Origin of the sequence: Neorhizobium alkalisoli, assembly GCF_007829835.1 — a bacterium.
Classification (GTDB): domain Bacteria; phylum Pseudomonadota; class Alphaproteobacteria; order Rhizobiales; family Rhizobiaceae; genus Neorhizobium.
This window is the reverse complement of sequence record NZ_VIWP01000019.1, coordinates 1-24,808: the sequence shown is the minus strand read 5'-3', so window position 1 is coordinate 24,808 and position 24,808 is coordinate 1. Positions and strand designations below refer to the sequence as shown.

The 24,808-nt window shown below is 59.0% G+C and carries 23 protein-coding genes and 1 pseudogene; 8 read left to right on the top strand and 16 right to left on the bottom strand.

The features are described 5' to 3' along the window. Positions 1-14 precede the first annotated feature (14 nt). From traA to FHW37_RS32010, 4 genes and pseudogenes are all read left to right on the top strand, one after another. Positions 15-3,336, top strand: a pseudogene (traA, locus tag FHW37_RS32025) (Ti-type conjugative transfer relaxase TraA). Further along, on the top strand, positions 3,333-3,899 hold the full coding sequence (gene traF, locus FHW37_RS32020; protein WP_145643618.1) for a conjugative transfer signal peptidase TraF: 567 nt from the start codon (positions 3,333-3,335) through the stop codon (positions 3,897-3,899). The pseudogene traA and the gene traF overlap by 4 nt, the downstream one beginning before the upstream one ends. Further along, complete coding sequence (locus FHW37_RS32015) at positions 3,889-5,055, top strand: conjugal transfer protein TraB (protein ID WP_145643617.1); 1,167 nt, start codon at positions 3,889-3,891, stop codon at positions 5,053-5,055. Before traF ends, FHW37_RS32015 begins: the two co-directional genes overlap by 11 nt. Positions 5,056-5,069: 14 nt before the next feature. Then, positions 5,070-5,690 (top strand): TraH family protein, encoded by a 621-nt coding sequence (locus tag FHW37_RS32010; RefSeq protein WP_145643616.1) that lies wholly within the window; start codon positions 5,070-5,072, stop codon positions 5,688-5,690. Positions 5,691-5,770: 80 nt separating this feature from the next. On the opposite strand, the gene FHW37_RS32005 is transcribed toward FHW37_RS32010, so the two are convergent. Next, positions 5,771-6,190 (bottom strand): hypothetical protein, encoded by a 420-nt coding sequence (locus FHW37_RS32005; protein WP_145643615.1) that lies wholly within the window; start codon positions 6,188-6,190, stop codon positions 5,771-5,773. A 243-nt stretch (positions 6,191-6,433) separates the two neighbouring features. Here FHW37_RS32005 and FHW37_RS32000 point away from each other — a divergent pair, with 243 nt between their 5' ends. Next, complete coding sequence (locus FHW37_RS32000; protein ID WP_145643614.1) at positions 6,434-7,342, top strand: nucleotidyltransferase and HEPN domain-containing protein; 909 nt, start codon at positions 6,434-6,436, stop codon at positions 7,340-7,342. Between the two features lie 106 nt (positions 7,343-7,448). Here the strand turns inward: FHW37_RS32000 and FHW37_RS31995 are convergent, their stop codons facing one another. The 4 genes from FHW37_RS31995 to FHW37_RS31980 form a co-directional block, all read right to left on the bottom strand. Further along, on the bottom strand, positions 7,449-8,387 hold the full coding sequence (locus FHW37_RS31995; protein ID WP_145643613.1) for a hypothetical protein: 939 nt from the start codon (positions 8,385-8,387) through the stop codon (positions 7,449-7,451). A gap of 275 nt (positions 8,388-8,662) precedes the next feature. Then, positions 8,663-9,094, bottom strand: a complete 432-nt coding sequence (locus FHW37_RS31990; RefSeq protein WP_145643612.1) for a type II toxin-antitoxin system VapC family toxin — start codon at positions 9,092-9,094, stop codon at positions 8,663-8,665. Further along, a complete protein-coding gene (locus FHW37_RS31985) occupies positions 9,091-9,345 on the bottom strand; it encodes a type II toxin-antitoxin system Phd/YefM family antitoxin (RefSeq protein WP_145643611.1) in 255 nt (84 codons plus the stop codon). The genes FHW37_RS31990 and FHW37_RS31985 overlap by 4 nt, the downstream gene beginning before the upstream one ends. A gap of 73 nt (positions 9,346-9,418) precedes the next feature. Beyond that, positions 9,419-10,390: a 3'-5' exonuclease gene (locus FHW37_RS31980; RefSeq protein WP_145643610.1), complete on the bottom strand. Its 972-nt coding sequence runs from the start codon at positions 10,388-10,390 to the stop codon at positions 9,419-9,421. A gap of 566 nt (positions 10,391-10,956) precedes the next feature. Between FHW37_RS31980 and traR the strand changes: the two genes are divergently transcribed. After that, complete coding sequence (traR, locus tag FHW37_RS31975) at positions 10,957-11,661, top strand: autoinducer-binding transcriptional regulator TraR (RefSeq protein WP_145643645.1); 705 nt, start codon at positions 10,957-10,959, stop codon at positions 11,659-11,661. A 12-nt stretch (positions 11,662-11,673) separates the two neighbouring features. On the opposite strand, the gene FHW37_RS31970 is transcribed toward traR, so the two are convergent. Further along, positions 11,674-11,973, bottom strand: a complete 300-nt coding sequence (locus tag FHW37_RS31970) for a transcriptional repressor TraM (RefSeq protein ID WP_145643609.1) — start codon at positions 11,971-11,973, stop codon at positions 11,674-11,676. 476 nt (positions 11,974-12,449) lie between these two features. Then, positions 12,450-13,154 carry an autoinducer binding domain-containing protein gene (locus tag FHW37_RS31965; protein WP_186458511.1) on the bottom strand — a complete coding sequence of 235 codons (705 nt, stop codon included), beginning with the start codon at positions 13,152-13,154 and terminating at the stop codon, positions 12,450-12,452. Positions 13,155-13,471: 317 nt separating this feature from the next. Between FHW37_RS31965 and FHW37_RS31960 the strand changes: the two genes are divergently transcribed. Next, positions 13,472-14,179: a GntR family transcriptional regulator gene (locus FHW37_RS31960; RefSeq protein ID WP_145643607.1), complete on the top strand. Its 708-nt coding sequence runs from the start codon at positions 13,472-13,474 to the stop codon at positions 14,177-14,179. Positions 14,180-14,453: 274 nt separating this feature from the next. Continuing rightward, complete coding sequence (locus FHW37_RS31955; protein WP_145643606.1) at positions 14,454-15,845, top strand: MmgE/PrpD family protein; 1,392 nt, start codon at positions 14,454-14,456, stop codon at positions 15,843-15,845. Between the two features lie 10 nt (positions 15,846-15,855). Here FHW37_RS31955 and FHW37_RS31950 read toward each other — a convergent pair whose 3' ends face one another. From FHW37_RS31950 to FHW37_RS33975, 9 genes are all read right to left on the bottom strand, one after another. After that, on the bottom strand, positions 15,856-16,638 hold the full coding sequence (locus tag FHW37_RS31950) for an SDR family oxidoreductase (protein WP_145643605.1): 783 nt from the start codon (positions 16,636-16,638) through the stop codon (positions 15,856-15,858). A gap of 54 nt (positions 16,639-16,692) precedes the next feature. Next, positions 16,693-17,238 (bottom strand): GNAT family N-acetyltransferase, encoded by a 546-nt coding sequence (locus tag FHW37_RS31945; RefSeq protein WP_186458510.1) that lies wholly within the window; start codon positions 17,236-17,238, stop codon positions 16,693-16,695. After that, positions 17,235-18,476, bottom strand: coding sequence for an MFS transporter (locus tag FHW37_RS31940; protein WP_186458509.1), 1,242 nt, complete (start codon positions 18,474-18,476; stop codon positions 17,235-17,237). The genes FHW37_RS31945 and FHW37_RS31940 overlap by 4 nt, the downstream gene beginning before the upstream one ends. A 97-nt stretch (positions 18,477-18,573) precedes the next feature. Further along, complete coding sequence (locus FHW37_RS31935) at positions 18,574-19,818, bottom strand: aminotransferase class I/II-fold pyridoxal phosphate-dependent enzyme (RefSeq protein ID WP_145643602.1); 1,245 nt, start codon at positions 19,816-19,818, stop codon at positions 18,574-18,576. Between the two features lie 382 nt (positions 19,819-20,200). Then, the gene (locus FHW37_RS31930) at positions 20,201-21,670 is read right to left on the bottom strand and encodes an amidase (RefSeq protein WP_186458508.1); all 1,470 of its coding nucleotides are present in this window, start codon (positions 21,668-21,670) and stop codon (positions 20,201-20,203) included. 142 nt (positions 21,671-21,812) lie between these two features. Further along, entirely contained in the window at positions 21,813-22,865 is a 1,053-nt protein-coding gene (locus tag FHW37_RS31925) for an ABC transporter substrate-binding protein (RefSeq protein ID WP_145643600.1), read from the bottom strand. Between the two features lie 45 nt (positions 22,866-22,910). Next, entirely contained in the window at positions 22,911-23,720 is an 810-nt protein-coding gene (locus FHW37_RS31920) for an ABC transporter permease (RefSeq protein WP_186458507.1), read from the bottom strand. 11 nt (positions 23,721-23,731) lie between these two features. Continuing rightward, the gene (locus tag FHW37_RS31915) at positions 23,732-24,622 is read right to left on the bottom strand and encodes an ABC transporter permease (protein ID WP_145643598.1); all 891 of its coding nucleotides are present in this window, start codon (positions 24,620-24,622) and stop codon (positions 23,732-23,734) included. Next, a partial coding sequence (locus FHW37_RS33975; protein ID WP_210249359.1) for a hypothetical protein occupies positions 24,619-24,808 on the bottom strand: 190 nt, incomplete at its 5' end. The genes FHW37_RS33975 and FHW37_RS31915, both read right to left, overlap by 4 nt.

Genomic DNA, 24,808 nt, shown 5'->3' with positions numbered 1-24,808 from the left:
AGCTTGTTTTCGTCGTGGCCATTCCTCATTTCTCCGTCAGCATCGTCACACGCGGTTCCGGCCGCAGTGTTGTGCTGTCTGCGGCCTACCGGCACTGCGCCAGGATGGAGTTCGAGCGGGAAGCGAGAATAATCGACTATAGCCGCAAGCACGGTCTGCTCCACGAGGAGTTCGCCATACCGGAAGACGCACCCGACTGGCTGCGGACAATGATTGCAGATCGATCCGTCTCCGGCGCTTCGGAAGCCTTCTGGAACAGGGTTGAAGCCTTCGAAAAGCGAAGCGACGCGCAGCTCGCCAAGGATGTGACCATCGCCCTGCCCGTCGAGCTTGCCCCTGATCAGAACATCGCACTCGTTCGAGATTTCGTGACGCGTCACATCACGTCCAGGGGCATGGTCGCCGACTGGGTGTTTCATGATGCTCCGGGCAATCCGCATATTCATCTGATGACGACCTTGCGGCCCATGACGGATGACGGATTCGGTGCCAAGAAGGTTGCGGCCTCGGGGCCTGACGGCAATCCGCTTCGCAATGATGCGGGCAAGAAGGTCTACCAGCTTTGGGCGGGAAGTGCTGATGATTTCAACGCCTTTCGCGAGGGCTGGTTCGCCGCCCAGAACCGGCATCTTGCGCTCGCCGGCCTCGACATCCAGATCGATGGACGCTCCTACGAGAAGCAGGGTATCGCGCTGACGCCAACCATTCATCTCGGCGTCGGGACGAAAGCGATGACGAGGAAGGAGGCTGGCCAAAATCATGGAGCAGAGGAGAAACTCGCGCTTGCACGACTGAACCTGCAGGAAGAGCGTCGCGCCGAGAACGCCCGTCGGATACAGCGCCGCCCGGAGATCGTCCTCGACCTGATCATGCGCGAGAGAAGCGTGTTCGACGAACGCGATATCGCCAAGATCCTCTATCGCCATATCGACGATGCAGCTCTCTTCCAGTCCCTCCTGGCGCGGATTCTGCAAAGCCCGCAGACGGTCCGGCTCGATCGCGAGCGGATGGATCTGGTGACGGGCAAGCGGGTGCCCGCGAAATATACCACGCGGGAGATGATCCAGCTCGAAGCCGGGATGGCCAACCGGGCGATCTGGCTTTCCGGGCTCAGATCGCATGGCGTCCGGGATGCTGTGGTGACAACTGTCTTTGCGAGGCACAAGCGCCTTTCGGACGAACAGAGGACGGCGATCGAACACGTTACCGGGCCGGGGCGGATCGCAGCCGTGATCGGCCGCGCCGGGGCCGGGAAGACGACCATGATGAAGGCGGCGCGCGAAGTCTGGGAGGCGGCCGGTTATCGTGTCGTCGGCGGCGCGCTTGCCGGAAAGGCCTCCGAAGGCCTCGAGAAGGAAGCCGGCATAACTTCGCGCACACTTTCGTCATGGGAGTTGCAATGGAACAAGGGCCGTCATCAGCTCAATGACAGATGCATATTCGTGCTCGACGAGGCCGGTATGGTCTCGTCTCGGCAGATGGCGCTCCTCGTCAAAGCGGTGACCACGCAAGGTGCCAAGCTCGTATTGATCGGCGATCCGCAACAGCTGCAGCCGATCGAGGCCGGAGCAGCCTTCCGCGCAATTTCCGATCGCATAGGCTATGCAGAACTGGAGACGATCTATCGCCAGCGCGCGCAATGGATGCGCGATGCATCGCTCGATTTGGCCCGCGGCAGGATCGACGAGGCGCTGACCGCCTATCGCGCGAAGGGCCGGCTGATGGGCTCCAAGTTCAAGGACGGCGCCATCACCAATCTGATCGCCGACTGGAACCGTGATTACGATCAGACCAGAACCTCTCTCATTCTCGCACATCTTCGCCGCGATGTTCGCAGGCTCAACGAACTTGCCCGCGAAAAGCTGGTTGAACGCAAGATCGTCGAGCCAGGGCACGCGTTCAGGACGGAAGACGGCGTCAGGATGTTTGCTGCCGGTGACCAGATTGTTTTCCTGAAGAACGAAGGCGCGCTCGGCGTCAAGAACGGCATGCTGGCAAGGGTCGTGGCAGCGTCGCCCGGCCGGCTGCTGGCCGAGGTCGGCGAGGATCATCATCGTCGTCGGGTGGATGTCGAGCAGCGCTTCTACAACAATATCGATCATGGCTATGCGACAACGGTGCACAAGAGCCAGGGGGCGACCGTCGACCGGGTCAAGGTGCTTGCATCGCTCTCGCTCGACCGGCACCTCACCTATGTGGCGATGACGCGTCACCGCGAGGATCTGACCCTCTATTACGGCTGCCGATCCTTCGAAAAAGCCGGTGGTCTGATCCCGGTCCTGTCGCGCGCCAATGCGAAGGAAACCACGCTCGATTATACCGGCGGACGCTTTTATGCACAGGCGCTTCGTTTCGCCGAGGCCCGTGGTCAACCTGGTCAACGTCGCCCGCACGATCTCGCAGGACCGGCTCCAATGGACCGTCCGCCAGGCGTCGAAACTTGCCGCGCTCGGCATGCGCCTTGGCGCGATTGCGCGCAGGCTCGGACTTGGCGGGGCGACATCGAGCCCTTTGAAAACATCTGCGCTCAAGGAGGCAAAGCCCATGGTCTCAGGCACCACAACTTTCCTCAGTTCGATCGATCAGGTGGTCGAGGACATGCTTTCGGCAGATCCTGGGTTGAAGGCCAGCTGGCAAGCGCTTTCCACGCGCTTCCATCATGTCTATGCGGATCCGCAGGCCGCCTTCAAGGCTATCGACCTCGATGCCATGCTCTTGGACGAGGCGGTCACAACGGCAAGGATCGCGATGATCGCGGAGCGCCCTGAAAGCTTCGGCGCGTTGAAGGGGAAGACCGGGCTGTTCGCCGGCAGCGCCGAGAAGCAAGCGCGCGATACTGCACTTGTCAACGCGCCGGCCCTTGCCCGCGATCTGCAGGGTTTCATTGCGGGGCGCGCGGAAGCGGCTAGCCGCTATGAGGACGAGGAACGCGCGGTCCGCACCAAGCTCTCGCTCGATATACCCGCGCTCTCCGCATCGGCAATGCAGGTGCTCGGGCGCGTGCGCGACGCGATCGATCGAAACGATATCCCGGCCGGTCTCGAATCTGCCTTGGCGGACAGACAGGTGAAGGCTGAGCTCGAAGGTTTTGCCAAGGTCGTGTCTGAACGCTTCGGAGAAAGGACCTTCCTGCCGCCTGCGGCAAAGACCGCGGAGGGGAAGGCATTCGAGGCAGCGTCCGCGGGCATGCAGCCGGCGCAGAGACAACAGCTGCGGTCGGCTTGGGACGTGATCCGGACGGCTCAGCAATTGGCCGCGCATGAACAGACAGCTGTGGCGCTGAAACGGGCGGAAGCCATGCGGCAGAACCAGATGAAAGGCCTGTCGCTGAAATGAGGTCCCATATCTTCTCCACTCCTGCCGTTGCACGCCAAAGACGCCCGGCTCTCGCCCTTATCGCAACCTCGACCGGCGCTGCCCTGGTGGTGATCATCAGCGGTACTATTGGCGGCCTGCGGATCAACACCACACCCAGCGAACCGCTCGGACTGTGGCGTGTCGCGCCCCTCGACCGTCCGGTTCAGGTCGGCGATCTGGTGTTCGTCTGCCCGCCACAGACCGATGCCATTTCGGAAGGGGTCAAGCGAGGCTACCTGCGTTCGGGACTTTGCCCGGGCGGCTTTGGTCCCCTGATCAAGACGGCGGCGGCGGTTGCCGGTCAGCGCATCGATGTCGCCGACGCCATTGCGATCGATGGGCGCCAGATAGCGAACTCCGACCTCGTGGCTCAGGACGGCCTGGGGCGGCGGCTGCGCCCTTATTCAGGAGGAACGATTCCCGCCGGCTTCCTGTTCCTCCACTCGCCATTTCCCGGATCCTGGGACTCGCGATACTTCGGGCCGGTCCCTGCCTCCGGTGTCCTCGGCCTTGCAAAGCAGGTGCTCACCTATGCGCCTTGATTGGCTCCAACCCTTTTCCCTCACTCTGGCGTCTGCGGCGACGGGCTACATCGCTTGGATCGGACATGTGCTGACGCTTCCCGCAGCAATCGCATTTCCCGCGCTCTGGTCGCTCGCGCGCAGTCGCCGCACCGCTGGTCTCGTTTCGGCGGTCTATTTTCTGGCGGCGTCGCGGGGTCTCCCGCAAGGCGTGGCTGCCTTCTATCGATCGGACATCTGGCCGGGTCTGATCTTGTGGATCGTCGCGTCAAGCGGCCTCGTTATTATCCACGCCGTCCTGTGGTCGCGCGGTTCAGGGGGGTGGAAAGCCCTGCGATATACGATCGCGATGATCCTCATGGCGGTCCCACCTTTTGGCATTGTCGGCTGGGCGCATCCGGTCACGGCGGCTGGCGTAGTTTTCCCTGGATGGGGTTGGGCCGGACTGGCGGCAGTGACAGCCGGTCTCGCGATCTTGACGACACGATACCGACCGGCTGCTGCCGTGACCCTCGCGGGTTTCTGGCTCTGGTCCGCCGCATTCTGGACAGGTCCGCAAATAGGGTGGCAGTGGCAGGGCGTCGATCTGCAACTCGGAGATAGTTTGGGTCGCGATACCAGTCTTTCCCGGCATAGTGATCTTGTTGCAACATTGCGGTCGGAGCGTCGTCCCGACACCGCCTACATGCTCCTGCCTGAAAGCGCTCTCGGTTTTTGGACGCAATCGGTCGAACGGTTTTGGCAGCGGCAACTCGCCGGTGGTGATCTGAGCGTCATCGCCGGGGCGGCTGTCGTTGATCAGGATGGATATGACAACGTTCTGGTTCGTGTCTCGGCCAGCGATAGTGAGATCCTATATCGGGAGCGCATGCCAGTGCCCGGCTCGATGTGGCAGCCATGGTTGCCTTTGCTTGGAAGGAGCGGAGGTGCGGCGGCGCACTTCTTCGCCAATCCGATCGTATCCGTCGGGAACCAGCGCCTGGCGCCGCTCATCTGCTACGAGCAGTTGATCGTCTGGCCGGTCCTGCAATCGCTTTTTTACGATCCCGATCTCATCGTCGCAGTCGGTAACGGCTGGTGGACAAAAGAAACCACTATCGTCGAGGTTCAGCGTGTGAGCACGCAGGCCTGGGCGCGGCTATTCGGTAAACCGCTCGTCATGTCCTTCAACATCTGACCTGGAGAAATGCCATGGATGCTGCCCTGATTGCGAAATGTGCAGATCCGGATCTTGGGCCGGCTATTGTCAAACAATTCCTTGCGGCGGCCGGATCCGACGATCCGCTTGCAATCACCGTGAAGCAGGCCGGCCGGTTGGTGCTCGTCCCCCATAGTCGAGCCCCTCGCGAGGCAATCGATGTGGTTCGATCGCATGTCGGCCGCGCCGTGGTTCGGGTAGGCCTGACCCAGTTTCCGGTCGGTATTGGTGTCTCCGATGCGTCCCGGCTGCAGGCAACGATGTTTGACCCTTGCGAGAATTTGCGAACCGGTACCGCCATGTTCGCGAAAGTCGCGCGGATCGTCACCCGATGGTATGGAAGTCCGACAGATCGTGACCTGTTGCCACAAATGCTTGAGGACGCAATCCGTGCCTGGAAGTCGGGATACTTCGAAACGACCAATATATTCCGCGCCGAAGATCCCGGTGGGCCGACCTTCATTGCGGCAAGACCGGACGAACCAGAACAGGCCGGAGCCCCACCATCTCATGCGGCGAACGAGGGTGGCGGCACCGGCGAGGTAAAGGATCCGGTCAAGCCCGATGAGGGAGGCATCCGCATCGATCTTTCGCGTATAGATGGCCGGAAATGACGGAGGTCGGCGGTCAGGAAGGCCAATCCGATGCTTCGCCGAACAGGGAAGCGCTGCGGGCCAAAATGAAAGCCTCTGAATCACCGGCTTGATTGTGGCCGGGTTTTTTCGAACCGGTCGAACAGCTCTTCATCTGTTCTCGCCAGCTGGTTTTCAGCTTCTGTGATAAAATTCGTTTTCAGATCCCGGTGGAAAGGCAAAGCCCAGAAGAGCCGGCCGACAAACACACCCGGGCCGCGCCCTTCGTCGAGGAATGACAGTACGATGGCGGGAATAAGGAAGAACGAAAGCAGGGTCAGCGTTCCGCCTATACCGCCAATGCGCGCGATGATCGACGATCCGATCATTCCCCAGAAAAGAACCTGTATCACGATCAGGCCGGTGATGATCGGCCAGACGATACGCGCGCCGTAAAACTTTTGGGCGAGGCGCTGCACCGTCCAATTATCACGCTTGCGCCTCTTGTATTTTTCAAATCGTGGGGTCGCCGCAATCGACATTGTGCCTGTCCTCGTTTACGCGCCGAAGCCTGCATACCGGGTACGAAACCATATCACGGTTTGGCCCTGCGGCCAGCACGAAGCCTGTCATAATTGAACTTTTCGATGCAAATCCGATGGCGATACATGGTGTACGACCTGCGCCATTTACTCTCGTCCCGGCTTTGTGCCCTGCCTAATCTCCTGGCCGGGTATCAGAACTGGGAGTAGACGGGACGATCTCTTTTGCCTACCGATGGAGCCATGAAGTCGTCACTCGATCATATCCCGCCGCAGAAACAGCGCGAGCTTTCCCGCGCGCTGCATATCCTGCATGAGGAGTTCGAGGATGCGCTGAAGGAAGGATCGGCCGAGTTCAAGAAGCGTGGCCGGATCCTGAAGGTCATCCTGTTCGGCTCCTATGCCAAGGGCGGCTGGGTCGACGAGCCCTTCACCATGAAGGGCTATCGTTCGGACTTCGATCTCCTGATCATCGTCAACAACCGCAAGCTCTGCGACTTTGCAGAATATTGGTACAAGGCGGCCGACCGGCTGATCCGCGATCCGGCCATCCAGACGCCGGTCAGCTTCATCGTGCATTCGCGGCGGGAGGTGAACGGGTTCCTCAAGGAGGGGCAGTATTTCTTCTCCGACATCCGCAAGGAAGGCATCGTTCTCTATGAGCTCGACGACGAGCCCCTGCCCGAACCGGAACCCCTCACCCCTGCCGACCGACTGCGCGTGGCGAATAATTACTTCGAGGAGCGCTTTTCTCTCGCGCAGTCGTTTTTGAAGGTCGCCAAGTTTTGTATCCAAGAGCGGGATCTTAAGGTTGCTGCCTTTGAACTTCACCAAGCTTTAGAGCAGGCTTATTCCTGCGTTCTCCTGACGCTGACGAACTATTCTCCTCCGGCCCATAACATCAAATTCCTGCGCTCGCTTGCCGAGGAACAGGATCGCCGGCTGGCGGACGCCTTTCCGCGCGACCAGCATCAGGACCGTGCCTGGTTCAACACGCTGAACGAGGCCTATGTGAAGGCGCGCTATTCACGGCATTACGAAATCGGCGAGGAAGCACTGGTCTGGCTCGGCGATCGCACGGCAGCCCTGCTCGACATCGTCAGGGCGGTCTGTGGTGAACATCTCGAAGCGTTGGATGAAGCTGCACGATAGAGTTGGCTAGAGCGCGCCGCGCTGTGGCAGATATGGCGACAACGCCAATTGCGGTCGTGAATACAAGGTTTTGCCGATCGGTTCCTTTGCGGCAATGCGCGGCTCGCTAGTTTGGAGCCTGAGTTGACCTGATTTTGTCACGACGCTCCGTAGCAATCGATGCCTTTATACTAAGCGCTTTTGCGAGCAGGTCGGTGGCGCTGTGGGTGCCTCCCATTGCTGGGACGGAGAACACTCGCAGTAGTCCGAACTCACAGCGAGATTTATTGTCGCCGGGTCCTCGAAAGCACCCTCCAAAGGGCAGAGGAAACCAACTCAGCGGGGTGGCATCCGCATAAAGCAGGTTCGTAGTCAGGCCAGTCGTAGAAGTCACTGTGATCGTTTGCTTATTGGTCATAAGCAGGAAGCTGTCGTCAACGACAGGAGGATTTGCTGTCACGGTGACCATCCTGCCCTGTGGTGACTGTGGTTGCTGGTATGTACACATGTTCTGGACCAAAGGACTGTGCTTTCGGCTATGGTCCAGGTAGCCGAAGATGCGGCGATTTCCTTTCCCAGCCGCCTGATCTCGCCATAACTGTTTGCATAATGGATCAACGCCGACACGTAACGCGGTGATTTGCTTTTCACGGGTGGAGAGGTCTTGGGTGAAGACAACTGGAATGTCGTAGTTCGCCACGAGGGACCGTGGGGCCGGAGCAATATTTGCCTGCGTTTTGATGAGTAGCGAATCTGTAGCCGGGGAAAAGGGAATTAATTTCGTTGCGTTGTATTGCTCAACCGCTTGTTCAAATTGAGAAAGCTGCAGATTGCTGATGCCTGCAATAACAATATTACCACCAAAATAGAGCACTACTGGCAGTAACCACCCCATGCTAACCCGGCCTGTTAAGGCCTCCACAGCCATAAAAACAAACCCGGCATTGATGGTGACGAGCGGCCACATTGACGCAAGCAAAATCATCAGGACGCCGTCAGGGCCAGGTATATTTTGGAGCCCGTAAACAACGGCCGTAAACACAAATAGCCAAAGCGATTGAGGCATTTCATCCTCCCTTAAGTCGGCACAACATCTCCTATTCCAGTGATTGATGCGTTAAAATCCTGCGGCGAATTGCCCGGGTAGACCGTCGCGTGGGTCGTCTGGAAGCTGATGAAGGCGCGACCTGAATTTGAAGGCACGAGGCTTAATGGCGGCTTAGGGCCGAAGGCCGTCTTCCGCATCGCGCCACAAGCGGTCATCGCGGAGATTTGGCAAACATCTTTTCCAAGTTTGTTTTGAAGGAGCCGCCGCTCTTTGGCGCCGAACGCGAGCAAGCTTCAAAGCTGATCCACACGCCATGGGTCTATCAGGATGACTCCAGCTCCCTGGAAGTCCTGAATATTGCGCGTCACGACCGTCAGCCCATGCACCAGCGCAGTGGCCGCGATGATGGCATCGGCCTCATTCCGGCGATCCGGTATGTGTAAATGCGCGCACCGCGTGGCGATCGCATCATCGATGGAGATTATCCGCTCAGCAAATTCCGGGCGAAGATGGCCATCCATCCACGTGCGCAAGCGCGCTCCCTGCGCAACGTCACGACGCTGAATGCTCAGTATCCCGCGCTCAAGCTCCAAAATCGTAATGGCGGACAAAAAAAGGTCACGGGAATCCCGCGCTCCAATCCAGGCCGTCACATTCGGATCGGCTTTACCGTCACCAACTTTGCGCAACTCGGAAATGACGTTTGTGTCGAGCAGGTACTTCAAGAAAGATCGACCTCTCGCGTCGAAATCACCGATCGAGGTGGATCAAAATCGATGCCGGACAATCCAGGCATAGAAAGGGCTTCGATCAGGTTGCGGCGTTTGCCGGTCAGGCGCTCAAACTGCTCGTATGTCATCAATACATGAGACGGACGGCCGCGATCTGTAATGACGACAGGTCCGTCCTCAGCGGCTTTTTTTGCCTTGCTGACATCGTGGTTCAATTCACGACTTGTCAGGCTGGTCATGCCCATAGGCGCCTCCATGTAGGAACGTACCTACATATAGCGCTTGACGCCTTGCATGACAATCTCTCGCCGTTAAGCATCAAGCTCTGAAACGATCGAAGGCCGTCAGAACCTTGGTCGGCGGATCCGCCTCCGGATACCGATAGATTTCGCAGCGAAGATAATGCAACTCGGCATGAAGGTGAGTCTCGTCCACTTCGATCCACCAGGATTTCGGCCGGCCTTCGCTTCCATCCGACCAACGGTAGCCGCGCGCCTTCAGGTGGTCCTTGAGGTCATAGGGACTGTTTTCGGCGAAGATCCGAACTCGATTGCGTGTGCTTGCCCGATAGAGTTCACAGAACGGGCTGTCGAGCTCGGCGCCACCCTCCCGGTCGAGCACTTCAAGCAGGGCAAAGCAGTCGTCGACGGCACGGTGACCATCATGAAAAAAACCTGCCTGGCCAATGAGATATCCGAGCTTGGTTCCTTCAAAGCCGCGAGATGACCAATCGACTTCCGAATTGGAACAGGCCCAGGCTTTGTCCGAAAACATTGGCGAAAGCATCTCGCAGAACGGGCGGTCGAAGCCCGCATTGTGGGCGATGATCAGATCGGCCGGTCCGACCAGCGACCGCAACGCCCTCATATCGATCACCTGACCAGCCACCATCTCGTTGGTAATGCCCGTCAGCTTGGTGATCTCCTCGGGGATTGCGGTCTCCGGTTGCTGCAAGCCAGCATAGACCGCAGTGATATCTCCGATCTTGCCCGCCTCGCTGAATGTGAACGCGATCGCCCCGATCTCTATGATCTCGTGCTTGCGATAGTGCAGACCCGTCGTCTCCGTATCGAGAATAACTCCGCGCAGCTGAAACTCGGGGCGAATAACAGAGGCAACGTCTCGACGTTCCAGCTTGCGAAGGATCCGGTATCGTCCGGTGGCGGCCAACCAGGCCGCCATATCGTCCTCGCTCAAGGATGTTGCAGGCTTGGCCGGACGCTGTAAAGGCACGGATTTCGTCGCCGCCGGCGATATGCCATTCGAGAACATATCGAACTGTGCGGCCATGCCTGGGTTTTTGGAATGCGTCATAGTTGGGACGTAGCACGTGCCGAGGTTGTCGTCATGAGCAATTCAGCGTGCTGCCCTGAGCCGATTTCCTTCCCACGAAGGGCGTTGGATCTGCGATCGGGCGGTCGGCCCTGGACGATCCTGATCAACAATTTTTCTAAAAGTTTGGCGGTCCTTGCGTTGGGTGCAGCGGACTAGCGTCTGCGCGGAGGGGGATCACCGGAGCACGCAAACGGCGTATCAAAGCTGCGGCTTGAAACTGCTCCACAACAGGCAATCTGCCCTATACCCAAGCTCTCTGCGCTGAAGTGATCAATGACGGAAGACCGCAAGCGCCAGTCTGTTCCGGGAGTGCAAGATTTCGCCCTGTGGTCGTGAAGATTGGTGGTATGCAATTTAGTTTATTGACGGTACAAGTGGCTCTCGGTTTTGGATATGTCGCTTTAGATTGCAATTTTTAAGGCTCGTGTTGCTGCTGCGGGCGATCCTCTGTTCCGCAGGCCTATTTTCAGATTTGCCAGTTAGCGCGCCGGCCGCAGCCGGATTTGTATCGTGAGGTCATGATGCAGAAATTGGTCGAGAAACTTCTGGATATCAGCGCGATCACCCATAATGAGGTGGCGCTGAAATCAGCTCTCGCGGATCTGGCGGGGCGGTTTGATTTCGACGGCTATGGTTATGCCAATCTCAGGCCAGGCGAATTTTACGCCGTCTCCAATTTGAATGCCGAATGGCAGCAGCGCTATGCGAATATCGACCTGAGACGTCGCGACCCCAGGGTGCAGCAGGCCCGAAGGTCGGGACAGGCATTCGCATGGGCTGCCGAAAGCGGTCAGGATGCGCGCTCCCGGGACGGGCGAAAATTCTATGCCGAAGCTGCGGAGTTCGGGATCCGGTCCGGCATCACCGTTCCGGTCGCCATCTCCAATGGCGCGATCTCCATGCTCACCTTCGCATCATCCAGGTCGTCGCTGAAGCGGGAATGGAAGATCGATGCAGTTGCAGCCGCCTCCGCGGTAGGGCAGTTGCATGCCCATATCGAGCATCTGCGTGTGAAGCCGTCCGTCGAGGCGCTTGCCTACCTGACCCCAAAAGAGGCGACCTATGCGCGATGGCTGGCGCTCGGCAAAACCGTCGAGGATGCCGCCGACATCGAACAGGTGAAATATAACACGGTCCGTATCGCGCTTGCCGAGGTCAGGCGGCGCTATGATCTTTGCAACAATACGCAGCTCGTCGCGTTTGCAATCCGACGGGGCATGATCTGAGCCGTCTTCAGGTCATACGCTGGGCGTCCGCCCGAGAATCTTCAGAAGCGTCGTCAATGCAGACATCTGCGCGTGCATGTCGATGGTCGCCTTCAGATAGGCAAGATGGTCTTCTCCGGCCGCCTGCCTTCCCATTTTTACATCGTCGGGAAGATCATTGAACAGAGTTTCGGCCCTCTCGACCAGGTCGCGATGTTTTCTGACCGCATCCGAGGCAAGGCGCTCTATGACCGGTTCGGACACGCCGTTCAGAAGTCCGATCAGTGGTCGGAGGTCGACATGTATCCCCTCGCCATTTCCCACCTGGGTCATGGATATTTCTCCCCAAACGCGCGGCGAGCCACGCCAGTTCTTTCTCCCGGAAGGCCGGGAGGCGACAAGACGAACAAGTCATCGGACATAGACCATTTTGATGACGGAACCTAGACATGTGCGGACACTACCTCAATCCATGGTCGAACCGGTCGCGCTCACCTCTACAAAGGTCGATACAGACGATGTGGTACACCAACGCCGGCAATTACTCATGGTCGTGTGATGATCGAGCTCGGCGATCTGCCTTCAAGGGATGCCACAATCCTTGTCGAACTACTGCGAATATTGCATCACGGCCGCGTTTATATTTCTAAGCTTCCAAATAACACGAATCTCGCTCGTTTCAGGAAGAAACCCATTCTGCGCGCCAACCACCCACTGCGCCTGATCGAGGGAAATCTGATGCGCCGTTGATGCGGGAGGCTTGCGCACTCCAAAACCTTATGCTCGTCGAGGGCTAGTCCCGGGCACGACTAGAGAAGATTGTGCTTTGCGGCGATCGTCGACGCCTGAATCAGGTTGACCGCATCCAGTCTTGTCCTTGCCTCATCCAGATGAAAACGCACCGACAGGGTCGAAATATCGAGGATCTCGGCGATTTCATCCATCGTCTTTCCCTCCGAGGACCATTTCAGGCACAGGGCCTGCCGCGGTGTCAGTTTCGGGATCGCCGTCATGGTCGGGGTCGCACGCACGAAGGCAAATTGGGCGTGAACCAGGGCGGCCGCAGCGGATGCACGAACGGGATCGCTTGTGTCCACATCGACCGCCGGCTGACCGGAGGCGAAGGTCAGAAGGGCGATCTTTCCATAACCTGCCGGGACCGGGATGGAGACGCCGGATGTTATGCCAAAACTCATGGCTTCGTGGAGAAACTGTGCCTTCGGCCGCGACGCATTTTTTTCAAGCTCGGGAAGAGACCAGGTATAGAGCCGGCTTTTCGTCCTTGCGTGCTTGATGACCGGATCGATCTGGAAATAGGACCGCCTGAGATAGAGATCCTGCCACTCTTTCGGGTATGAGGACACGGCATAGCTTCGCGTGCCGGCCAAAAGAAGATAGACGAAATGGTCAAAACCCCAGCTTCTCGCTGTCTTTTTCAGGATGTTCTGAAGATCGGTTTCAGCCGTTGTCACCGAGACCGCCTCGATCAGGCCGTTCAATCTTTTCGATTTCATCGCCCAAGTCCTCCACAGTGTCCGGATCCAGCTCCCGATGGAATGGCGGCACCTTATGCTCGGCATATGTGATAATCTATCGGTTAAATTGAGGGTTTTTTGCAATGTGGGACGGTAAGCGGCGGATGCGGGCGTGATATCCGTCCGATGGTTAGGCGGCTTGTCGGGAGAGGCCAGCTACGGTATCGATTTGACACAGTGTCATATCTGGCACTTCTAAATTCGCGCGATGGTTGCTATAGCAAAACTTGTCAGCGTGGTTCTGTGGCCTGCACTGGCGGAAAATTCATTCGGACGGCCGTGACGGATTTCGCGCGATGGATATCATCCCTGACAAGGCAGCTGAAACCTATGCGCGTCTGAAGGCCGCCCTTCTGCGCGCCAATGTTCCATCCGGCACATTCCTCAATATCAAGACGATCGCGGGTCAGATGAAGGTTAGCCCAACCCCGGTACGCGAGGCCTTGATCCGATTGGCGGATGACGAACTCATCGGTTTTGCCGCAAACCGCGGTTATTATATCAAGCATGTGCATCTGGATGATCTGAAGGCCGAATATGAAATGGCCTATATGGTCACCCGTTATGCGGTCGAAAAAAGTTCGACGGACTTCGGCAATATTCGACAGGGCTCGAAAACCGGCATGCCGGGTTCCGGTGATCGCGGCTTGAACATGCCCGGCAGCGAGGCCGAGATTGAGACAATGGCTGCCTATCTGGAAGATCTCTATCAGCAGCTCGCCATGCTTTCGGGAAACGCAAGAATGGTCCGGGCTGTCCGTCTGTTTATCGACCGGACTGCGCAAATCCGGCGGCTCGGTCTGATGATCGAACCGAAATTTATCACCTACCTTTTGCAGATGAAGGTTCTGGAAACGCGCCTTCTGGCCGGCGATCGCGAGGAAGCCCTTCGCCTTCTGGAAGACCAATATCATGCCAAGGAAATCGTTTTGGGCAATGTCGTTCGCGAGCTGGGGATCCGAAGCCGCGTGACGGAGGCCGATCTCTCAGGCCTTTTCGGCTGACAATACAGCTGGCCCATCGCGCTGGTGTCGACGGCGCCATGTCGACACCAGACAGACTGGCATTCCTTTGCCGCTGACGATCTCAAGATGGGATTGATTGTGCCGGGTCGTCTGGCGGAGGCAATATAGAGTCTGGATAAACAAGATATAAAATCGAATTCTTGCCTTTTCGCTGTGGCGGCGCTGAAACTGGAGTGCCGCCCATACCCATGTGCCAATCGGAATGGGCGGCTGAAAGCTTCTTTTCTCGCAAATCTGCTGCAGGGTGCGTGTCATGGATATCAGGTCGCCTGTGATCCCGGATGTGACTGGTCGGTTGGCGGACTATGTCTGCGCGATCGACGGCAAGGCGCTTCCGGCTCCGGTCAGGGATGCGGTCAAGCTTCTGTTGCTCGACAATGTCGGATGTGCGATTGCCGGCGCGCGGACAAAACCGGCAATCGCATTTCGAAACTGCCTTGCTCAATTCGCATCGGATGGTTCGCGAGGCTCGACAGTGCTCGGGCATGGCAGGCTTGCCCCCGCGCCGGCCGCAGGCGCAAACGCCTATGCTGCCTCCGTCTTGAGTTTTGACGACAGCATCGTGCGCCTCGGGCATCCGGGGACGGCAACGATCCCGGCAGCACTGGCCGCGGCCGAGGCCATGGATTGCGATGGACGTGATCTGATCGCGGCTCTCGTTGCCGGCTATGAGGTCATGCTGCGGATCGGAGAGGCAATCCGTCCCTCCCCGGCGAGCGCGCAACAGGTCCAGGGCCTTGCGACCTGGCAGATATTCGGGGCCGCATCGGCACTGGGACGCCTTTATGGGTTTGAGCCGGCGCAGGTTGCAAATCTCTTCGGTATCACCGCCCAGATGGCACCGGTTCCGTTCCTGGGAAAGTTTTATGATGGGCCGAAGGCATGGCTGAAAAACAATTATGGATGGTCGGCGATCGGCGCGGTTCTCGCTGCCGACCTGAACGCCGGTGGTTTTGTCGGCAATCGCGACATATTCGACGGCGATAACGGCTTCTGGGCCATGGCAGGGTCGGATCGGCAAGATGCCAATGCAATGACGGCGGGTCTGGGCGAGGACTATCGCCTGCTGCAGGTTGGTTTCAAGCCCTATGGCTGCTGCCGGTGGGTCCATTCCGCGCTCGACATCGTCAGGGACTTGCGGTCGCAGAACGCCGGCAAAGAGCCGACCTGCATCGAGATCGAGACGATCAGTGCAGTCGTCGAGGATTTCGCCGGTCCGCTGCCCCAGTCGATCTTCGATGCGCAGTTTCACCTGCCATATCTCGTCGCACTGGAGATGCACGGCAAGTCGTCGGCCTTCGGATTGCGGGACGAGGATCTCGAGGATGGCGTGCTCCATGACTGCGCATCGCGGGTCTCTTTGAGTGTGCTGGCCGGAGCCGATGAAAAATTTCTCGGACAGTCTCTGCTGCCGGCGCGGCTCACCTTGAGCTTTGCTGACGGCGAATCCGTTTCCGCCTATGCAGAAGTGCCGAAGGGGGCGCCCGGCGGTCCGCAATTCGGCTCTTTCGAAATCATCGACAAGTTCATGCACCTTTGCGAGCCGTCGATCGGAAAGGGGGCTGCAGGACGGCTTCGCGACGCCATCCTGGATATCGAGGAAAGACCCGTCGCCAAGGTCCTGGCGGACGCCATCGCCGTTTGAAAACGAGAGGTTAACCGAGCCGACCGCCGCCGACACGAAGATTGGCGCCGGCGACATAACTTGCCTTGTCGGACAGCAGCCATTCGATAGCTTCGGCTATTTCGGAAGGGTCGGCGCCGCGCCCGATCGGGATCGTATCTGCAATCGCTGCCATCCGATCCGTGTCCGCCATCCCGGTGAAGGTCGCGCCGGGGCTGACGGCATTGACGCGAATGCCGTCAGCGGCGATCTCCTGCGCCAGCGCCATCGTGAAACTGTTGATGGCGCCTTTCGAGGCGGCATAGGCGACCTGGCTGCTGCGACGGCCGTTCTCATCGCAATTCAATGCGAATGGCGTCAACGCGCCCCCCGTGTTCGAGAGCCCCGATGACAGATTGACGATCGCTCCGCCTTCACCACCATGAAAGGTCGACATCCGCCGTATTGCTTCGCGCGAGCACAAAAACGTGCCAATCACATTCACCCTGAAGACCTCTTCGACTCCAGCAGGATCGAGGGTCTCGAACCGCGCTCGCGGCCCGGCAATCCCGGCGCTGTTCACCAGCCCTGAAACGGGTCCAAGGCAAGCGTCGATCGTTTCGAACATCCGCAGCACATCGGTGCGGTCGGAGACATCGGCCTCTACGGCGACCGCGCGGCCCCCCTCCTGCCTGATCTTGGCAACCAGTCGCTCCGCCATGTCCATACCGGTGCGATAATGAACGGCAACAGACCAGCCGCGCTGTGCCAGCAGCCGACATGTCGCCGCACCGATCCCAGAGCTTCCTCCCGTGACCAAGGCGATCTTCGCCATGGTATTTTCCTCCCGTTCAATCCTGGCCGCCGTCATCCGGATGCGGCCGGTCCTTCAACGCGTATGTGTTTCGTTGCCGAACGTGGCGCCTAAATACCGTTCGAAGAAGAGCTTGCGCTCTCCGCCATGATCCCTTTCGTCGACGAACTGAAATCCGAGTTTCAGGATCGCGCGAATGCCCGGCGCATTCTTCGGCATCACGACGGCGACAAGCTTCGATAGGCGAAGGACATCAAAGGCGTGGCGGATAATCGTGTGACCGGCCTCGACAGCGATCCCGCGTCCCGACATGGTCGACAGGACACAATGTCCGAATTCGATATCCTGGCCATTGTTAAACCGACGCAAGCCAGCCCTGCCGGCGAGGACCAGGCCTTCGGGCTTTCGCTCGAAGACCATCCAGAAGCCGAAACCATCCCGGCGCCAGCCTTCAAGATAGGTGTCGAGCCTGTCCCTGGTGTCTTTGATCGATGGTGGGCAATCTCTGAAAAGGCTTGAGACAATCCGCGGGTCGGTATGCAGTCTGTGGAGGTCGCTCTCATGCTCCCGGTTGATGGGGATCAGGTCCAGCCGGGCTGAGCTGAGCGAAGTGAAACTCATCTCGTTTCCTCCTGAGGCACGCTGGCATGGGGGAGCAACCGGATTGTCGTGAAGGCTCCAATCAGAAGCAGGATCGCGCCCGTGACGATTGCCGTTCGTTGGCCGAACTGTTCCGCGATACTGCCCCATCCGCTCCCGCCGACGGTCATGCCAAGGGAGAAGGCGACGAGATAGACCGTGACGGCCTGTGCCCTGTCGGCGGAAGGCGCGATTTGGCGCGCGACGATGCCAAAGATCGTCACGCCGATGAACCAGCAACTGCCGATCCAGAGACAGGCAAGGCATGCAGGCGCAACCGTGCTTGCCTGGTCGAGCAAAAGGCCGCCCACGGACAGCCCGACCAGTGCTGATCGCAGCAGGCTGCGCGCGTGAAAATGGCGAAGCAGGGCGGGAATGAAATGTGCGATCAGCAGCGACCCAAGGCCAAGCGAGCTCGTCAGCAGGCCGAAGGTGATCGGCATTCCGTCAAGTCTCGTGCGGGAGATCGTCGGCAGGAGCGCCCAGATCACCGAGCCGAGACATGCATAAAGGAGACTGCAAAGCGAGAGCAGTTGCAGATTGCGCGATTGCAGGATGTATGAAGCCGCCTCGCGAAAGGCCTGGACGGTTCGCCGACCAGGTGTCCACGTTTCCGCCGGACGGGGAAGTTTGACGAGAAGAATTGCTGTCAAGGCAAACAGACCAGCGACCAGTGACAAGGTTGCAATCGGGCCTGCTGCCATCATGACGAGGCCGCCAATGGCCGGTCCGCAAAGGCGAGACAGATTGTAGATCGTCAGAAACAGTGTCACGGCCTGGCCCGTATGTCGCGTATGCGCAAGGTCAGGCGCAAAAACCTGCCAAACGCTCGCCGTGGATGCGGCATTCGCCCCAAACAGGAAGATCAGGGTGATGACGACACCCGTTTCTCTTTGATCGCTCTGGCAGAAGAGCAGAAAAGTCACCAGCAGAACGAGGTAGGAGAGGTGCATAGCGAGCAGCAGCCCGCGCCTGTCATAGGCCCTGGAAAGAACGCCGCAGGGAATTGCAAGCACCATCAGGCAGGCATAGGCCGCCGATTGTGCCAGGGCAATCAGGTCGGCCCTGGCGGTCAGCGTCGTGAGCACCCAGATTGCTGAAAATTCGACAATGAAGCTTCCCGTAAACGACAGGCAGGCGACAATGGCCGCGAGACGAAACAGGGGAGAGGAAAGCGGAGCCCAGAGGCTTGCGTTTCCGGCAAGGGAAGTCGGTTCCACGTCCTGCATCCGCCAGTTCCTCTCTAGAATTCCTTTGGCGCGCGTTTCTCGGGCCCGCGTGGTCGCCGACTGGTCGGGATCCTCCTGCCACGCTTCGTTACTTGCGTATTTTTGACCTGATCGGCGCGAAGGCATTCGCCAGTGCTTCGATTTCTGCGCGGCTATGTGTGGCGGTCGGGCAGATGCGCAGAGCCGCCCGTCCCTGAGCGACGGTCGGGAAGAACACGGCCGAGGTGTAGAAGCCGGCCTCAAGCAAGGTTCGCGCGGCCTCTATTGCGGTTTGCTCGTCGCCCATTTCGATCGTGCGAATTGGAAATGGCTGGCCGGCGTAAGAAGTCGGAAACAGCCGGTCGACCTCTTCGGTGCGTTCCCGAAGCGCCGATTGCAGGTTCTGAAGTTCGGGTGTCCTGTGCAATTTCGCCGAAGCGAGTGCTGCTCCGACGCCTGCGAGATTGACCGGAACCGAAAATGCCTGGGCGAGACTAAAACGCCGCAGAAGCCTCTCCTGGGCCTCGTTTCCTACCATCAGCAATCCACCTGATGCCCCGAAACCCTTGCCGAGTGAGGCGGCAATGATCGTCCTGTCGCCAAGAGGCTGTCCTATATGCGAGCGCGCGTAGCCCTCACCGTTCTTCCCGAAGAGCGAGACGCCATGTGCGTCGTCGATATAAAGAAACAGGCCGTGGCGCTCCTGCAGTTGAAGCAGAGCCGTCATGGGGGCAGCACCTCCCATGGAATAGAGGCCGTCGCAGATGTAGACGACGCTCCGGTTGCTTCGGCAAATGTCCTCAAGTGCGGCGACGTCGTTATGCGCGATCGTTGCAACCGCGGTCTCGGCTGCAAGGGTCGCTTTGTGCGCGGCAAGGGTAGCATGCGCGAACCGGTCGAACACGACCAAAGGTTTTTCACCGCCGGTGAGATGGCCGGATGCCAGAAGCGGTAGCGCGCTCATATTGGCTGCAAGGACAGTGGAATAGGTGACGACACGGCTGGCGAAAAGATCAGAGAGTTCTTCTTCGAGTTCGCCCAGCAATGCAAAATTCAGGCGTGTGCGGGCGCAAGACCAGTGGAGTGATCCGTAGCTGCTCAGTGCCTCGATGGCGCCGGCGATCAGATGTGGATGATTGTCGAGGCCAAGATAGGAACATCGGACGAAATCGACGACTTTCCTCGAGCCGGCCCCGTCGACAATTTCGACGAGCCGGCGTTCCAGTGAGCGCGCGCTCAGGCCCATGATGCCGGCGCGGAAGCTCAGATCGAAGTTCGGCGCAGCACGCTCGATCATTGCTTTCGTGTTGCGGTGATGTCCCGTTTTTTGCGTCGTAGCCGCTGCTATTTCCATCTCGGCCTCCGCTTGGTGGATGGCCGTGATATAGCATCGATTTTTTCAATCGGCGGTTATATTTAATTTATACTTATGCTTTATAAATATAAATATAGAATAAATATTTTACTCATGGAATTCGGCGGGGGATCTGTTGAAATCCAAATTTCGGATTCCCGTTTTCTGCGACGATCTGTAGCCGGTGGCACAGGAGCCTGGCGGCGGCCCGGATCCCGCGCCTCCGTGATGCGGGATCGGCCTCACGCTCGATCACAGCCGGCCCGATCTGAGCTCCGGCCGGCTGTGTTCTCCGCAATATCAGCCAGCCTTGGCGGGCCCATGCAGCGGCCCCTTACTTGCCCCCCGCGCGACCGCCCTTCCCCCTGATGGACGCGCGCACTCAGGCAGATTGCGCAAAGGCTGGCCTTGCCGTGGACGTCTCTTCTTTCGGAAGTGCCAGCTTCAGGCCCTGAAAGGATAGCGAGTTTTCGACGGCCCGGGCCACGATCAGGGCCAGATGATCGGCCTTGTGTCGCGTGACGATCTGCAGGCCGACGGGCAGGCCGCGGCCGTCGAGGCCGCATGGCACGGTGACGGCAGGATGATGGGTGTAGTTGAACGGGTAAAGGAACCCATTGAAGAGGCAGTAGACCCGGTCTTCCAGCTCATGGGCGTCCTCGCATGTGCGGGGATTGTTGCTCTCCGCCTCAAATGGCGAGACCGGCGAGGTCGGCGTGACGAGAATGTCAAAGGACTGGAAGAATTCGGCCATCTGTTCAATCCATGATGCGCGCGCGTATCCGGCGCGAAGAAGATCGTAGGCGCTCAGACCCTCGCCCCGATGCGCATTGGCGACAAGCGTCGCATCCATCAAGTCGAGCTCGTCCTCCCCACGACCATGTATCTTCGGGACCTGATAGGCGGAATTCAGCGTCTTATAGGCCTCGAACGTGTCGCGAATGGGTGACGAAACGTGTTTCACCAGGGCCCCCGCATCGGCGAGGCGGTTGACCGCCGATCTCACCGTTGCCTCGATGTCCTTGTCGACGGGAAAGCTGTCGCCCAGCGTGTCACAATAGCCGATCCGCATTCCTTTGACGCCCGCATTAAGGCCCTGGAGATAGTCTCTGTCATCAAACGGAAGCGCGGTGACGTCCCGGTGGTCAGGCCGAGTTATCACGTTCATGACCAGTGCCGTTTCGGCGACGCTTCGTGTCAGTGGCCCGAAATGTGCGCAGGCGATCAGTGATTCCTGCGGATAGCGGGGAACACGGCCATAGGTCGCCTTCATTCCGACCAGGCCGCAAAACGACGCGGGAAGACGGATGGAGCCGCCTCCGTCTCCTCCCATATTGATCGTGCCCATGCCTGCGGCAGCAGCGATCGCGGCACCACCGCTGCTGCCGCCAGGCGTAAGGTCCGGGTTCCAGGGATTGCGGCTGATGCCGGTCAGCGGACTGTCCGTCACGCATTTCCACCCCTGTTCGCACAGGTTGGTCTTGCCGAGAAAAACCGCGCCATGGTCGCGAAGCCGGGCGACATGCGGCGAGTCCAGGGGTTCGATATCGGCTGTACGGGTCAGGCGCGATCCGTGCAGCGTCGACCAGCCTTTCACGTGATGACTGTCCTTGATCGAGGTCGGGACGCCGTCCAGCAACCCGAGCGGCTGCGCTCGCATCCATCGGGCTTCCGACGATCGGGCCGCCTGCAGCGCGCCCTCATGGTCGACCATCCTGTAGGCGTTGTATCGGGGATTGAACATATCGATACGCTGCAGGACGGATTGAACCACCTCGACGGGCGACACCGTCTTCAAGCGATAAAGCCGGGTGAGTTCATGGGCGGGCATATAGGCGAGCTCTTGTGTCATGACCAAGTCCATTGGATTTTGAAGGAAACTCTGTCTTGCCGATATCTTGCGTCGGCAAGGCCGACGATCGAGGGTGATCGCGGTCCGCCCGACACGCCAGATTTGAAGCGCAGGTTTGAAAGGCGGAGACTGTAGGAGGCCGCTACTGCGTGAGGAACCGCGCATAACGCAGCTGGATGTCCTTGAGGTTCGCGCCCACCCAGGCGGAATCGACGGTGATCTGCCCGGGCAGGTTCTGCGCCGAGGCGTAATATTCCTGCTGGTCTTCCGGCGTGAGCAGCGTGATGAGGTCCTTGTTCGCTGTCCCGTAAAAAAACGCCTTGTAGAAGTCGAGATGCGCGTCCGGACGGGTCATCCAGAAATCCAGAAACGTGTAGGCCGCTTGTGGATGCGGTGCGTTCTTGGCCAGACCCCAGCCGACGGGAGAAACCAGCGCCTGATTCCAGACGACCTTTACAGGCGATCCTTCCGCACTCAGTGCCTGCGCCCTGCCATTGCTCATGATGCTCATGACGCATTCCCCATCGCGCAGCAATTGCTGGCTTTGCGAATAGCTCGTCCAGTAGGCTGCGACATGGGGTTTAAGCTCTTCCAGCTTCCTGATCGCACGATCATAGTCGATCGGATAGAGATCTGCCGGTTTGACGCCATCCGCAAGCAGGGCTGCAAGCAGCGGGATGTGGTTGTCGGTCGTGCCACCGATCAGGCACCGGTCGCCGGGGAAACGTTTGACGTCCCAGAAGTCGACCCAGCTTTTGGGACCTCCCGAGGGAAACGCCTGCGCATCATAGGCGATGAGATTTGCCCCGATCGTACGCAGCAGGCTCTTGTCACTGCAGGCGCCGGGAACGCCGAACGTGCCGGCGTTCGGGATCTTGGTGCAGTCGATCGCCTGATAGACGTCGGCATCGCCAATCGAGGAATCGCCCGTCGTGGTCAGGATGTCGTATTCGACATTGCCGGCGCTCAGCATTGCCCGCATCTTGCCGTTCATCTCGAGCGTCGTCGCTTCGACGAACTTGATGTTTATTCCGGTCTTTGCGGTGAACGGGTCGAAAAAGTCCCGCTTCAGAGCCTGATAGAAAGCGCCGCCGGTTGCCGCGATCACCAGATCCTCCGCCTGCGCGGTGGCGGAAAACAGAAGAGTGGTCATGGTCGTGCAGATAAGGAATGCATGTCTGATGCCATAGTTCATGGTCGTTCCCTTCTTGGAGATTGTATCTTGTCTGTCGGGTGCACATCACCGACCGGGCAATGCGCCCTGGCCCTTGCGAAGCAGGGTGGTTAGGCCCAGCACGCCAAGCGAAAGCATCATGAGGATCGTCGAAATCGCCGCCACATTCGGCTCCACGCTGGTGGCGATGTTTTGGAACATCACGCGCGGCAGGGTCGATTGGCTGACGCTGGACAGGAAATAGCTGATGACGGGTTCGTCGAAGGAGATAATGAAGGAAAAGATTGCTCCGCTCGCAATGCCCGGCCTGATAATCGGCAGGGTTACCCGGAGAAATGCCGTCCACCGGCTGGCGCCAAGGTTCATCGCCGCCAGTTCGAGGCCGGGATCGAACCTGTTGAGCGATGCAGAGACCGTCAGCAGGACGAAGGGAATGCATAGAAGCGAATGGGAAAGCACGAAGGCTACTCTTGTGCCGATCATCCCGAAGCGGCTGAACGTGAAATAAAGTGCGATCGCAAGGACGATGTTCGGGGCGATGATCGGCGAGATGATCAGCGTCCTGACGATCTTTTTGCCTCTGAAGCTTCCGCGAACGATTGCAATCGCCGTCGAAGTCCCGACCACCGTCGACACAAGTGCCGTCATGACCGCGATCTGTGCGCTCAGAAGGGTTGGTTCCGTCCAGGTGTCGTCGGTCATCACCTGCAGATACCATTTGAAGGTGAAGCCCTGTGGTGGAAACGAGAGGTAGCTGCTGTCCGAGAAGCTCATCGGGACGACGAGGACGATTGGAACCACAAGGAAGGCCACGATCAGCCAGGCGAATGCTGAAAATGCGATTGTCATGACCATGTTCGGGGCCAAGCGGGGCATGCGGTATCCGGTCATCGGGAGCCTCCTTCGCCATTTTCCGACAGGAAACGGCCACCGAGCAAAAGAACGACCAGGGCTGCAAGGAAAAGCACCACCGACATCGCTGCCGCCAGCCCCCAGTTGCCGCCATAGGAAACCTGCTGTCCGATCAGCATCGCCGCTGTGATGGAGCGCGGTCCGCCAACCAGTTGTGGCGTGATGTAAAAGCCCAAAGCCATGACGAAGACCAGGACGGCGCCGGAGAATGCGCCGGGCAGGCTCAGTGGAAAGGTAATCCGGCGGAACGCCGTGATCCGCCCGGCGCCCAGGCTCTCCGCCGCGCTCGCCAGTTCCTTCGGGATGGCGTTGAGGCTGGCACAAAGCGGGAGAATCATCAGCGGCAGCAGGACATGGGTCGTCGCCAGGATGACGGCCCCATCCGTGAACATCAGTCGCGTCGAAGGCCCGATCAGGCCGATCTCGCGCAGTGCCGTCGTGACGATGCCGTTGCGCGACAAAAGCACGACCCATGCATAGCTGCGCACAAGAACACTGATCCAGAGCGGAAGAAGGACGCAAATCGACAGGATTGCAAGCCAGAGGCCGCGGGCCTTGGCCATCATCATCGCAATCGGGTAACCGAGGACAAGCGTCAATCCGGTCACCAGCGCGCTTGTCCAGACGGTTCGCCAGATGATCTTGAGATAGAGGTCTTCGCCGAATAGCGTCGCATAGTGCCTAAGGCTGAATTGCGGGTCGAAAAGGCTGAGTTTCGCCAGCCCGAGAACGGGAGCCAGGAATAGGCATAGCAGCAGCAACAGCGCCGGGGCGAGCAGAAGCCAGCTCAGTCCGGGTGACAGGTCGCGTTCCGTCGCATCGAGCTGAAGCTTTTCGCGGACGCGGTCAAACAAGGTCGTTGTCATCGTGCCGATCCCCGCATTTCGGCCGAATTGAAGATCAGGGCGTCGTCGGGCGACCACGAGAGTGCAACGGTTTCGCCGACAAGAAACGGAGTGTTGATTTCCACTGAGAGCTGACCCGGCGTTTCCACCGAGAAGTGACCCGCCTTTAGGTATCGTTTGTGCTGGTCGTAGTGGTCAAGGTCCTGC

Excerpts from the sequence above, each read along its gene's own strand:
- FHW37_RS32010 (WP_145643616.1), top strand. The coding sequence starts at position 5,070 with ATGGATGCTGCCCTGATTGCGAAATGTGCAGATCCGGATCTTGGGCCG.
- FHW37_RS31955 (WP_145643606.1), top strand. The coding sequence starts at position 14,454 with ATGGATATCAGGTCGCCTGTGATCCCGGATGTGACTGGTCGGTTGGCG.
- FHW37_RS31920 (WP_186458507.1), bottom strand. The coding sequence starts at position 23,720 with ATGCCCCGCTTGGCCCCGAACATGGTCATGACAATCGCATTTTCAGCA.
- FHW37_RS31945 (WP_186458510.1), bottom strand. The coding sequence starts at position 17,238 with ATGAGTTTCACTTCGCTCAGCTCAGCCCGGCTGGACCTGATCCCCATC.
- FHW37_RS31995 (WP_145643613.1), bottom strand. The coding sequence starts at position 8,387 with ATGCCTCAATCGCTTTGGCTATTTGTGTTTACGGCCGTTGTTTACGGG.
- FHW37_RS31985 (WP_145643611.1), bottom strand. The coding sequence starts at position 9,345 with ATGGGCATGACCAGCCTGACAAGTCGTGAATTGAACCACGATGTCAGC.
- FHW37_RS31960 (WP_145643607.1), top strand. The coding sequence starts at position 13,472 with ATGGATATCATCCCTGACAAGGCAGCTGAAACCTATGCGCGTCTGAAG.
- traF (WP_145643618.1), top strand. The coding sequence starts at position 3,333 with ATGAGGTCCCATATCTTCTCCACTCCTGCCGTTGCACGCCAAAGACGC.
- FHW37_RS31980 (WP_145643610.1), bottom strand. The coding sequence starts at position 10,390 with ATGGCCGCACAGTTCGATATGTTCTCGAATGGCATATCGCCGGCGGCG.
- FHW37_RS32000 (WP_145643614.1), top strand. The coding sequence starts at position 6,434 with ATGAAGTCGTCACTCGATCATATCCCGCCGCAGAAACAGCGCGAGCTT.
- FHW37_RS31915 (WP_145643598.1), bottom strand. The coding sequence starts at position 24,622 with ATGACAACGACCTTGTTTGACCGCGTCCGCGAAAAGCTTCAGCTCGAT.
- FHW37_RS31970 (WP_145643609.1), bottom strand. The coding sequence starts at position 11,973 with ATGACCCAGGTGGGAAATGGCGAGGGGATACATGTCGACCTCCGACCA.
- FHW37_RS32015 (WP_145643617.1), top strand. The coding sequence starts at position 3,889 with ATGCGCCTTGATTGGCTCCAACCCTTTTCCCTCACTCTGGCGTCTGCG.
- FHW37_RS31965 (WP_186458511.1), bottom strand. The coding sequence starts at position 13,154 with ATGAAATCGAAAAGATTGAACGGCCTGATCGAGGCGGTCTCGGTGACA.
- FHW37_RS31950 (WP_145643605.1), bottom strand. The coding sequence starts at position 16,638 with ATGGCGAAGATCGCCTTGGTCACGGGAGGAAGCTCTGGGATCGGTGCG.
- FHW37_RS32005 (WP_145643615.1), bottom strand. The coding sequence starts at position 6,190 with ATGTCGATTGCGGCGACCCCACGATTTGAAAAATACAAGAGGCGCAAG.
- FHW37_RS31935 (WP_145643602.1), bottom strand. The coding sequence starts at position 19,818 with ATGGAAATAGCAGCGGCTACGACGCAAAAAACGGGACATCACCGCAAC.
- FHW37_RS31930 (WP_186458508.1), bottom strand. The coding sequence starts at position 21,670 with ATGACACAAGAGCTCGCCTATATGCCCGCCCATGAACTCACCCGGCTT.
- traR (WP_145643645.1), top strand. The coding sequence starts at position 10,957 with ATGCAGAAATTGGTCGAGAAACTTCTGGATATCAGCGCGATCACCCAT.
- FHW37_RS31925 (WP_145643600.1), bottom strand. The coding sequence starts at position 22,865 with ATGAACTATGGCATCAGACATGCATTCCTTATCTGCACGACCATGACC.